Origin of the sequence: Aquiflexum sp., assembly GCF_041749095.1 — a bacterium.
Classification (GTDB): domain Bacteria; phylum Bacteroidota; class Bacteroidia; order Cytophagales; family Cyclobacteriaceae; genus Aquiflexum.
In genome coordinates, this window is sequence record NZ_JBGTCA010000330.1 from 1 (window position 1) to 11,655 (window position 11,655).

General features: G+C 38.9%; 9 protein-coding genes, 2 tRNA genes and 1 pseudogene. 5 read left to right on the forward strand and 7 right to left on the reverse strand.

All coding sequences use genetic code 11. The features are described 5' to 3' along the window. The 3 genes from ACEW8O_RS15030 to ACEW8O_RS15040 all read left to right on the forward strand — a co-directional run. Positions 1 to 1,791: TonB-dependent receptor domain-containing protein (locus ACEW8O_RS15030; protein ID WP_373495444.1), on the forward strand; the 1,791-nt coding region annotated here is incomplete at its 5' end. A gap of 47 nt (positions 1,792 to 1,838) precedes the next feature. Beyond that, the gene (locus ACEW8O_RS15035) at positions 1,839 to 3,449 is read left to right on the forward strand and encodes an InlB B-repeat-containing protein (RefSeq protein ID WP_373495445.1); all 1,611 of its coding nucleotides are present in this window, start codon (positions 1,839 to 1,841) and stop codon (positions 3,447 to 3,449) included. 82 nt (positions 3,450 to 3,531) lie between these two features. Further along, positions 3,532 to 4,104, forward strand: coding sequence for a hypothetical protein (locus ACEW8O_RS15040; RefSeq protein ID WP_373495446.1), 573 nt, complete (start codon positions 3,532 to 3,534; stop codon positions 4,102 to 4,104). 353 nt (positions 4,105 to 4,457) lie between these two features. Here ACEW8O_RS15040 and ACEW8O_RS15045 read toward each other — a convergent pair whose 3' ends face one another. Next, on the reverse strand, positions 4,458 to 6,701 hold the full coding sequence (locus ACEW8O_RS15045; RefSeq protein WP_373495447.1) for a TonB-dependent receptor domain-containing protein: 2,244 nt from the start codon (positions 6,699 to 6,701) through the stop codon (positions 4,458 to 4,460). Between ACEW8O_RS15045 and ACEW8O_RS15050 the strand changes: the two genes are divergently transcribed. After that, positions 6,700 to 6,822: a hypothetical protein gene (locus ACEW8O_RS15050; RefSeq protein ID WP_373495448.1), complete on the forward strand. Its 123-nt coding sequence runs from the start codon at positions 6,700 to 6,702 to the stop codon at positions 6,820 to 6,822. The two genes, ACEW8O_RS15045 and ACEW8O_RS15050, sit on opposite strands and share 2 nt — an antisense overlap. Before the next feature lie 620 nt (positions 6,823 to 7,442). Continuing rightward, positions 7,443 to 8,054 (forward strand): hypothetical protein, encoded by a 612-nt coding sequence (locus ACEW8O_RS15055; protein WP_373495449.1) that lies wholly within the window; start codon positions 7,443 to 7,445, stop codon positions 8,052 to 8,054. Positions 8,055 to 8,157: 103 nt separating this feature from the next. On the opposite strand, the gene ACEW8O_RS15060 is transcribed toward ACEW8O_RS15055, so the two are convergent. The 6 genes and pseudogenes from ACEW8O_RS15060 to ACEW8O_RS15085 all read right to left on the reverse strand — a co-directional run. Beyond that, the gene (locus ACEW8O_RS15060) at positions 8,158 to 8,379 is read right to left on the reverse strand and encodes a hypothetical protein (RefSeq protein ID WP_373495450.1); all 222 of its coding nucleotides are present in this window, start codon (positions 8,377 to 8,379) and stop codon (positions 8,158 to 8,160) included. 221 nt (positions 8,380 to 8,600) lie between these two features. Further along, positions 8,601 to 9,878 (reverse strand): protein-disulfide reductase DsbD family protein, encoded by a 1,278-nt coding sequence (locus ACEW8O_RS15065; RefSeq protein ID WP_373495451.1) that lies wholly within the window; start codon positions 9,876 to 9,878, stop codon positions 8,601 to 8,603. A gap of 20 nt (positions 9,879 to 9,898) precedes the next feature. Beyond that, complete coding sequence (locus ACEW8O_RS15070) at positions 9,899 to 10,654, reverse strand: protein-tyrosine-phosphatase (RefSeq protein WP_373495452.1); 756 nt, start codon at positions 10,652 to 10,654, stop codon at positions 9,899 to 9,901. A gap of 254 nt (positions 10,655 to 10,908) precedes the next feature. Continuing rightward, positions 10,909 to 10,992: transfer RNA gene (locus ACEW8O_RS15075), tRNA-Leu, on the reverse strand. Positions 10,993 to 11,053: 61 nt separating this feature from the next. Then, a tRNA-Gly gene (locus tag ACEW8O_RS15080) sits at positions 11,054 to 11,126 on the reverse strand. 389 nt (positions 11,127 to 11,515) lie between these two features. Continuing rightward, positions 11,516 to 11,655: pseudogene (locus ACEW8O_RS15085) on the reverse strand (DNA mismatch repair protein MutS); the annotation flags it as partial.

Here is an 11,655-nt window from a genome sequence, read left to right on the forward strand (position 1 = left end):
TTGACAAGTATGTCATGGTCACAAAATTACCAATACTTTTTGGCTGACAGGAACAGATACTTTTTCCCTGAACCGGGAAGGCCTACTGAAAAAAGAGATGAATACTTTGACAACACGTATGTCAAGATGAATGAGGTTGGATTGATGTCCAATTGGATGCTGAGGTTAAATTCAAACCATAAGATAGAGTTCAGGAACCTGTTCAATCAGAGTGGAATGAATGAAACTGTTTTCAGGACTGGAAAGGATTTTGTACAAAGACCGCAAGGTGCCCAAGATTATTCATTCAGGTATGAATCAAAAAGATTGTATTCCGGTCAATTGGAAGGCACACATCTTTTCAATGATGAAATGACCAAATGGAATTGGGTAATAGGAGCAAATTCTCTTTATCATGAAGAGCCTGATTTCAGAAGGCTAAGGACAAGATTCTCCATGGAAGGCTCCGAAGGCCAATTTCTCGTCATCGCACCTCCGAGTTCAAGCCCCCAAGATTTGGGTAGGTATTTTGGTTATATGAATGAAAAGGGCGTTGTTAACGGATTGAACTTTGAGAAAAAATTCCAAGGAGTTGAAAAAGACAGGCCTAGAATCTTCAGAGCTGGATACTTAGCTGATTACAAATGGAGGGATTTTTCTGCCAGATACATTACTACATTTTTTCCGGGATTTCATGATCAGGAAGTTGGAGAGCAGTTGATCAGAAAACCCATCTATGAATCATTTGCTCCTGAGAATTATCGTCAGGGAGACGGATGGTTGATTCAGGAGGGAACTAGACCGAATGACCAATACGATGCATCGACTTTGGTGGCCGCAGGCTATGCGGGTGGGGTTTATCCTGTGGGTGATTTTAATCTGTCCGGTGGTGTAAGAACAGAATATAGTATTCAGGAACTTGCCAGTGGTAATGACGCAGGTCCTGTAAATGTAGAAAATATAGAACTGGCCATTTTGCCTTCTTTTAATGTTGATTATAATTTCAGTAAAAGATCACTGATTCGTGCAGGATATGGAAAGACTTTGAACAGACCTGAATTCAGGGAGTTCGCCCCATTCCTTTATTACAGCTTTGAATTTATTGCAGGATTCTTTGGCAATCCAGATCTTCAGATGGCAAGAATTGATAATTTCGATCTTCGGTATGAGTTCTATCCCAACGAAGGAGAGACTTTTAGTATTGGAGCGTTTTATAAGTATTTTGATGACCCAATCGAAAAAGTACAACAGAATATTACTGAAACTTTACAGTTCAGCTATGCCAACGCCGATGAAGCAACTGTTTATGGATTGGAAATAGAGGCCAGAAAGGCTTTAAGTACTGTAACCTCTGCGCCTTTTGTCAAGAACCTTTCATTTAATGTCAATGCATCATTGATATGGTCTGAAGTATTTTTAGGGGAAGATGTTGCATTTGAAGCCAACACAAGGGCCCTTCAAGGACAGTCTCCTTATGTGGTCAATGCGGCCATGTACTATATCGATCCGATCAGTAATTTCCAGGCGAGCTTGGCTTACAATGTACAGGGTCCTAGAATCTTTGTAGCAGGTAACGTCAATAATCCCTCTATATATGAATTGGAAAGGCACGCTATTGACTTTACCATCAGCAAGACTTTCAGAGAAAAGACAACCGTCAAATTTGGTATTCAGGATTTGTTAAACTACCAGTACAGATTTTATCAGGATTCCAACTTCGATAAGAAAATCACATTCGATGTGGATGACCCGATGTATCTATGGAGAAAGGGGACACTTTTCAGTCTTTCACTTAATTACCGGATCAAATAATAATTACACATAACTAAACTTTATTAATGATTACAAATTCAAAAATTATGAAACATTTAAACAATTTGATGAAGCTCAGCTTGTCTCTCGCCCTAGTCTTGGTCCTTTTCTCTTGTGGTGAGGATCCAGTTCCAACAGTGAATTATACACTGTCAACACTTTCATTACCCTCGCAGGGAGGTACTGTTTCTCCTGCTACTGGAACTCAAGGTGAAAATGCTTCTGTTTCCGTTACTGCCACTCCTGCTGCGGGATGGGCTTTTGTAAGATGGGAAGGTGATTTGACGGGTTCTACCAATCCTGCAACCGTCACCATGAATGCTGACAAAGCAGTTGTAGCGGTATTTGAGGAAGTGAGCAATGTTGAAACCCTACAGGGCAATTTAACCACGAGAAGACTTACAAATGACAAGCAATACCTAATTGTCGGTCAGGTGTTCGTTCCGGATGGTGTAACAGTAACTATTGATCCAGGAACTATTCTCTATGGACAAAAAGCTACCAGGGGAACACTTATTGTAGATAGAGGTGGAAAATTGATTGCTAAAGGAACCGAGGCTGCTCCAATCGTTATGACTTCTGCTCAAAATCCAGGTGAAAGAGACCGTGGTGATTGGGGAGGTTTGGTTATCCTGGGAAGAGCAAGAACCAATCAGGTAGATCCTGCAATTGAAGGAATTGATCCGGTAAGAATTTTTGGTGGTACTAATGACGATGACAGTTCAGGTGAATACGAATACCTAAGAGTTGAATATGCGGGTATCGAATTGACTCCAAACAATGAAACTAACTCCATCACCATGGGAGGAGTTGGAAGAGGTACCAAAATGGAGCATTTGGTTGTTTCCTATGGAGGAGATGACGGATTTGAGTGGTTTGGTGGAAATGTTGATGGAAAATATTTAGTATCTGTATCAACTTGGGATGATGATTTTGATGTTGATTATGGTTACACAGGTAATGTACAGTTTGGACTTGCTGTAAGAAACCCATTCTTTGCAGATCAGTCCCAATCAAATGGATTTGAGACTGACAATGGCCCTAATGACAATGATGTTCAGCCATATACTACCGGTGTATTCTCAAATATTACCATTTATGGACCAAGAGACAGAGTAGGTAGATCAATTTCAGGAAACAATGCACAAGGTATAGATTTGAGAAGAAGAACGGCATTATCTATCTTTAATTCAGTAATCACTGGTTTCCCAATTGGATTGAGATTCAATACTGCGTCGGTAACCGGACAGTATCAGAATGGTACGGGTGTTTTGGCAAACAATATACTAATAGTGCCAAACACTGATTATGCAGCTGGTGGTGGTGCCAATGTAGCTGATGTAAAATCAATTTGGGAAGCTTCAAATTCTACTGTAGCACTTCCTGCTGCTGATGGACCTTGGGAAGATTTCTATAGAGGTTATGGTTTAAGACCGGAAAATTTCTTCGCAAGATTTACCCTGTTGACATATCCTAATAATCCTGATTTCAGTCTATTGCCAAACGGTACATTGGCAACAGGTGCTAATTTCAGCAATGCAAAATTAGGCGCTTACTTTGACAAAACTGTTCCATTCGTAGGAGCGTTTGGTGCTACCGATTGGACAGATGGTTGGGTTAATTTTAACCCTATCAATACAGATTATTCACAAGATTAATCTTTAATCAATTTTAAAAGGCTTGTCAGGATAACAATCTTGACAAGCCTTTTTATTTACAATTATTTGCAAGGAAATAAACATGAAGCTATACGTAATTCTATCTGCTGTAATTCTCATTTCTTTGGTTTCCTGTGAAAGTAAACCAAAATATTCTCCCGAAAGAAGCTTGACAGAGAATGAGCAAAGTCAAATACTCTATACCACAATTAGATATTTAGGGCATTTGCCTAAAAGGGGGACCTATGAAAATAGATTTGAAGCACAGTTTGATGAGTATTATTCCAAACTGGTTTTGGATTTTGAGGTTGAAGCATACCATAAAGATGGCGACTTCGAATATTTTCTGGCCAGCAGGGTTGCCCCGTCAATTAAAGTGAAAAAAGTAGCAGTGGGGGTGAAAATGAAAAGAAATGAAACAGGAGAATTGACTTATTATGAAGAGGTCTTCAGGACCTGGAAGTTTGAAATTCCCGAAATGAAAAAAAAAGGCTTGATGCTGTTTGATAAAATGGTAAAAGGTGAGGATTTAAGTCCCTATTACATTCAAAATTCAGCTCCGGAGGAATTTATAGAATTTCCGGATGATAAAGTGTATTTTGATATTGAGGAAAAAAGATGGAAGGTAAATAGCTCAAATGATCAATTATCATAGCATTGAAAATCAAATTTCAATCTCATTTTTTAAGTGCGGTATTTTTGAAAAATTTTCATTTCATACCAAAATTCATAAAAAAAAGACCCTTTTTTCACGAAAAATACCCTGTTTAGGGTATTTTTTGGTATTAGTGAAAGGGTTAAATTTGTACAGTACGATAAAGTATTTTTCCACGGTTTTTTGATAAAATATAGGGGATAATAAAAAAACTAATTTTTTATCCCCAATTTTTTTAATACCAATCCCAAGTTGAATTGTTTTTCCCAAATCATATAGGTCATTAGATATATCTACTAATATCCTAATATCCAGAATTTAATCAGATTAAAGGAAATTTACTAATTCACATTCTAATATCTCAATCCTATCTTTACCCCACCGTACCAATTTCTCCCTGGTGCAGGTTGAAAAAACCGGTTGGCAAAAGCATTTAGGTCATTGCCCAAGCTATACACCTCATCCAATAGATTGTCCGCACCTCCATATACTTCTACATCCCAACGGCTGCCCAGTGAATTTCTCCAACCTAATCTGCTACCAACCAAATTATAAGAATCCTGAAAGACAGTATTCGCATCATTCAAGGGTATTGCATCTACAAATTGATGGGTGAAATTGAAGTAGAAACCCAATCTGCTCCTAATGTCCAGTAAATTGACCAAAGTATTTGGTGATACTCCCGTCAATTGATTTCCGGAAAAATCATTGCCACCTTTTTGAAAGTCTGCAAAATTGAAATAATGTCCTGTAAAGGCATGGTTCAGTTTTACTTCCTGAATCATGGAGTTTTGGTTTCTGAACAGGGCATAATCCAAACTGACCTCAATCCCTTTTTGATCAGTCGCCCCGGCATTCCTGAAGAGTACCACACCTTGTTCATTGGTAAACGTGGTAATGGTCTGATCCAGCTTAAAATAGAATGCTGTAAAGTCCAGGTTGAAAATACCAAAGCGGCTTCGATATCCTGCTTCATAATTAATCCCTCTTTCCGCTTCAAGATCCAAATTGATACTTCCTTCATTGGTCCTTACTTCAGCAATGGTAGGGGGAGAAAAACCGGAACTTATGCTGCCGTGAATTCCGGAATGTTCATCCAGTTTGTACACCATTGCGATTCTTGGAACCACAATGGGATTGAAGTTTCTTCTGTTGGATGATGGTTGGTTACGTCCGGCATCTATAGTTCTGATGATGTCATATCTTCCAAAATTCTGGCTGAAGCCTAAGGTCATCAGGATTTTTGAAGTCCATTCTATTTCCAGCTGCTGAAAAAGAAATGCCTGTGTGGAAATCAGGTCATCACTAAACCTGATGGTGTCGGCCTGCCCCAGCCTGTTTCCGAAATTTTGCGCCAAAGTTTTTCCAAACTGATATTCACCTCCCGCAACAATCTGAACAGGGAATTGCCCCCATTCGTCATTGTAAGAAAATTTTGACCTTCCTCCATAACTGAATGCAGTTTCTTTTTTGTAGTCAAGGATAAATGGATTTTCAAATTCTGTGGTGTTGACATATATGGCTGTGGTATTGGCCCATTTTTCATTGAAATCTATTTGGTGAGATAGGGTGCCGTAAAGGGTTTTCTGTGCAATAGAACTGTTTTGGCCGACAGAACCTGGTCTTGCCTGCCTCCTATCTTCTTCCAACTGTGTGGCATTAAGCGCTCCAGGAATCTGATAATTAAGGTCTGAATATAGAATTTGGCTCGAAAGTGTCTGCTTTGTGGAAGGTTTGGAATGCAATGCAAGTTGAAACACTTTTCTGTCCAATGCACTGTGTTCCCTATAGCCTTCTGACTTTTGGTGGACGTAGGAGGCATTGATTCCCCCTTCCCCGATTTTCTGGTCTATTCCAAACCGATACCTAAATAATCCAAAGTCCCCGATACCAATGTCCGATGAAATGTAATTGTCAGAAACTGTTTTCCTACTCTCCATGCTGATGACACCTCCGTTTCCTGCTCCAAATATACTTCCTGCCGGACCTTTGATGATTTCTGTATTCTGAAGGTTGGAAAGGTCTAGGATATTCAATGCTGTGGTACCATCAGGAGATGTAAAAGGAATGTCATTCCAATAAACCTTCACATTCCGAACCCCAAAAGGTGACCTTAGAGAACTCCCCCTAATCGATATCCTATAACTACCAGGAGCTCTTTCTTCTACCCTGATTCCCGGCTTGGTATTGAATGCACTTAGGAGAGAATTTTCATTGAATCGGTACAATTCATTTTCCAAAACTTTGCTGATGGCACCAGCCTGATGTACCAAAGGACGTTCGGATTCAAAACCTGATACAACCACTTCATTCAACGAGCTGATACTAGGTATCAACTCAATGGTCCTGTTCTCGTTTGGATTGAGCTGAACGGAAAGGTTTTCAAAGGAAATATGTGAAAACACGAGTAGGGTAGGATTATTTAAGTTGAGAACAACTTCCCCATTAGAATCTGAAACCTGATTGTTCTGACCCTGAATTTTTACAAGAACACCCGGAATTGTGTTTTGGGTAATTTTATCCGAAATGATTATCCGGTTTTGTCCAATTGTGGACAAAGGAATTAGAAGTAATAGCAGCCAAACGGTTATTTTCATGCTGAAATATATATTATTTGAAAAGGCTTACAAAGAAGCATTTTATAAAAGGGGAATTGATGCAAAAGGAAGTGAATTTCTTTCTTTTCTTACAGATTTGGATGGATTTAATTCAGCATAACAAATTGCCAATAGTGTGACCTTTGGGGTTCCCTTTAATATCAATTATGAAAGTTAAAAAAAGAGCAATCAGCCGCAACACATCTATTTACCTGAATCATTAGGTTTAGCTTTTAGTGTATTACTATATTTAGCTTTTGATGCACCAATTATAGGAAAGCTATTTCTGAAACCGTCCATAATTTAGGAGACAGTCTCTCTTTAGATTTTTAGATGTCAAATCCAAAAAGGCCAAAATCCAAAAAGTTTTCTTTGGCTAGGCATTACACGATCCAAACAGAAACTGACCAAGAGAATAATGAGCTTTAGTCTAAAAGAAATGAAAAAATTACATAAGTAACAAAAAATTAGTAGTTGTGGGACATATCGAGTATTTATTCCGTCTAATTAATAGGAAAAAAGAAAGTTTCCTAATAGAATAAAAATGATATAGACGTATTTGGAAAATTAAAATATAATTAAATTTTGAATTTTTGCATCTCATCTAATTTATAAAATTTAACCTCCAAAAGGATAAAAGGAGCTTTACCGAACAATTTAATCCTGATGAAAAATTCATTTATCTTATCGAAAACCCATAACATCCTCATCAAAAATTGTCAAGTACCAATCTCCTCAATCATGAATAAGTGCTTGATTTTGATCTGCCTGTTTTTTTGTTTGAGCATCACCTATGCCCAAAAAGAGAATGTAAAGGATTTCAGTTTGGTCACAGGTCCGGTTTATAACCAATCCAACATGAAATGGAATACTACTACAGCGGTAGGTGTCTATCTGGAACCTAAATTTTATTTGAATGAGCGGATGATTATAGGATACCGGTTGGAACCTGTGGCATTGGCCTATGGAGTTTTACTTTTGCCGGGAGGATGTACCCAAGTGCACCGCCATTATCCCGGAATGCCAAGCTGCCGGGAGGGATCTAATTTTCTGATCAATAATTATTTCTTTGTAGATAATAGATTGGGTAACCAAAAAATTGGGAAAAAAGGAGGGGTTTATCAACTCTACTCGGGCCTTAGCATCAACGTTCATACCCATCAAAGGTATATTATTACTTCCCGGAGGGCAGGAAATTGGGAAGACGCGGAAGCATGGATAACCAATTTTGGTCTCGGGTACAGACTTGGGGCATTACTCGATAGAACCCAAGCCAATCTTTCTTTAAATATTACCGGTACGGACTTCCAGCCATTTGTGGGGATGAGTTTCGGCTATTCTGTGATCAAATAATAATTTGTCAATCCTTTTTTATAAAGCTTCCTGTTATCGGTAAATGATCACTAATAATTCTCATGAATGAGTTTGATTTATCGAGCTTTCTAAGAAAACTGGATTATGGGATTTTTTTAAGTTCCTTCTGAATCTTTAAAATTTGTATAAAAGGAAAAATCAATCCAGTGAAAGCAATTAAAGGTACCATTGCATATAAAGCAATTAAATCTTGATCTCCCTTATAGGTCAAAATATATAAAGCAATTATTGCCAGCAAAATACCGGGCACAATCATTATTGCTGTAAGCGTTTTCTTTCGCTTAATTAATTTTTGATGTTCCATAGTACAAAGATTTTATTTATTAAAACCTTAAAATATAAAGTAATAGGGTGAATTTCAATACTTTGTTGAAAGTTATTGAAAAATTAATTTTAATAGAATATGCTGCTCCTACCGAAATTCAAGTGGTGGCTGTAAAATTGGTTAAAGTAGAATAGGTGGACGAGGAAAGTCAGGCAGGTATGGAAATGCCCAAAAATTTTTCAATAATGGAAAGCAAAAACTTACTCCAAAAACAAAATCATATCCTCGGTTCTGGTAAAATCATTGGTCTTGTACAATACATCTCCTGATGCATCCGTGATCAAAAAGAAAGGGATGCCGATTTGGAGTTCAGGATATCTGGGGTCATTTCTATACTTATCAAATTCCGGGGAGGTATCATAAACCTTGTATAGCACAGCATTCTGTAAAGCTGAATTCAATTCTACATTCTTTTGGGTTTTCTCCTGGAAAGCTTTGCAATTGGTGCACCAATCTGCGTGGAAATCCACAAATACCAGTTTGCCTGTTTCCCCTGCTTTGGCATAAGCAGCTTCCTTGTTGAGGTACCACAATAAATCTCCTTTTTGTTCGATGTTTTCAGAAACTGAATTTGAAACTGCCAAATTACTTCCCATCACAGTTTGACTTGGCAACACATTGGAAGCCATTGTCAAAAACCCTACCACCCCCAACAATGAATACAGGGCAATTTTGGTCTTCTCCTGTTTGGTTTTCTGGACAGATTGAATCTGATAGATGGCCAACACAAAAACAATGGCTCCAAAAGTGATATAACTTGCAACTTGGTCATTGAAGCCCAATCCGTTGAGTCCTTTCACCAGAAAGCCGATTGCAAAATAACCAATCAACATGGCAAAAATCCACTGAACGGACAGCATCCACTTTCCGCTTTTCGGCAAAGCCATACCAAAAACTCCCAACAGTAACACCGGTATTCCTACACCCATACCAAACAGCATCATCTTGAAAGCAGCACCCAAGGTCAATCCTAAAGATATTTCAGATGCACCGGATGCAATGGCAATAAGGATACTGACCACAATAGGACCCACACATGCAGATGATAAAAGCCCTGCCCCAGCACCAATGATAAAAGTTCCCCCAAGACCGCTTTTCTCGCTCTCTACCTCTCCCCCAAATAATGGCAGTTGCAACAAATCAAGCGTAGACAATGCCATAACAAATAACAGCAAGCCAATAGAAAGGTTGGATAGTGGTAATTGCAAGACCTGATTAAATGCCCCTCCCGTCAATGCTGCAATAATGCCAAAGCCAAAGTAAATGGCTGCCAAACCCGCATAATAAGTTAGGGGGTGGGCAAATTTGCCCATATCGCTTTTTCTGTTTCTCAGATAATTAACTGTTAGTGGATATACCGGATATACGCAGGGCATCAAACTGGCCAATACCCCACCCAAAAATAGAAACAGGAATGCACTCGGTCCTGAACTGATTACCAATTGGTCCGAAACCCAGTTGTTGATTTGATCAAACATGGTTGTGAATTTATTGGCGTTTATGCTTTAACCTTCGACATCAGGAAAAACATCTCCGTGGCAATCTGAAGGCATCTTTCATCGTAGACTGCTTGTTCCTGTGGTGTGCCGTCAAAGTCTTTGGGATCCTCGTATTTGATGGGGGACCTGAGGGTTGCTCCAGGGATATACGGACAGTTTTTATCTGCTTCTGAACATGTCATGATGGCAACAAAATTTTCCTGAGGGTTAAACTCGTTATCATATATTTTGGAAAAACACTCCATCTTAGGTCTATTGTCAGCAAATCTAACCTGATAGTGAGGATTTTCCCCTCCTGGATTTTCGACAGTAAATCCTGCCCTTTCCATTGCCGCAACTGCCCTTGGGTTGAAGGCTGTGGTTTCGGTGCCTCCTGAAAACGTAAAAATATTTTCAGACACACCATAATAGTCCGCGGCAGTTGCAGCCCATAATTGACTCATATGGCTTCTTCGGCTATTGTGGGTACAGATAAAAACCAGATTGGCCGCTTCACCTGATTTCTTTTTGGTCTGAATATAGAGTGCCAACTTTTGAAGTTCTTTCTTCCTGTCAGCGGGGATTTTGTCTATTTCTGACTGTATGCCTTTTATATATTGGTTGAGGGTGGGATACATGGCTGAGGTCTTATGGTTTGTGGAAATGGCAGGAATATTTTCCTTAGTGGATGTTATTTCGTTGGTTTCTGAACTTTTCTCGGAAGAACAGCCCCAGATTAATGAAAACAACAGAAGGGAGAATATTGAATTTTTCATGGTATTCTAAAATCATTATGGTTTATAACATCTATTTATCGCAATATTACGAGATAATTAATTACCATCAACAAAAAGCTATGTTAATATTTGGTTAACTTTAGGATGTTTCCTCCATTATAGGTGGTGATCAGAAATGCTGGAAATATAGTAGGAGATTGTGAAAAAATGTAGTTTCGTACTTCGCTTGAAATGGCGTAAACCAAGAACATATCTAAAAATACAAAAAGCTTCACATTTCTGTGAAGCTTTTGTACCAGGAGCGGGAATCGAACCCGCACGGCCGTGAAGCCACAAGATTTTAAGTCTTGCGTGTCTACCTATTCCACCATCCCGGCTTACTCTACTGCTAGAGTATGGTACCTTAAAACAACAAAGCCCTTTTGCAAGGGCTTTTTGAGCGAGAGACGAGATTCGAACTCGCGACCCCGACCTTGGCAAGGTCGTGCTCTACCAGCTGAGCTACTCTCGCATGCAATATTTCAATTTAACGGTTGTGCTCTACCTCCCGATAGCTATCGCGGATGAGCCATTCTCGTTTCATTAAATTTAACCGATGACCTTACATCTTCGTCTTTTGTGTGTGCAAAGGTAAAGCAGTTTTTGAAATATGCAAAAAGCATCTGTCAAAAATTTTAGGATAGTCATGCAGTCACAGATTCAATAATTGACTGTCAGAACATTACTTTATTTTAAAGGGCACACGGACTATTATTAGTATTCACAACGATAACAATATACTCCAGAATTGATAGGACCATTTGTTTAAATCTTAATTTTCGGCATCATCAGACCTCGGTCATCGGTCATTTTCAAAAAAGTAGGCCACCATCAAGATCTTGGCAATCCTACTGACATCGCCTACGTTTCTAGCTTTTTCTTGATTTCATTAAGCTTGATCAATGCTTCAATAGGAGAAATCGTATTGATGTCTATGCTGCCCAACATTTCCTGTGCTTCCTTGAATTTTGGATCGAGGTCAAATAGGCTCAATTGGAAAT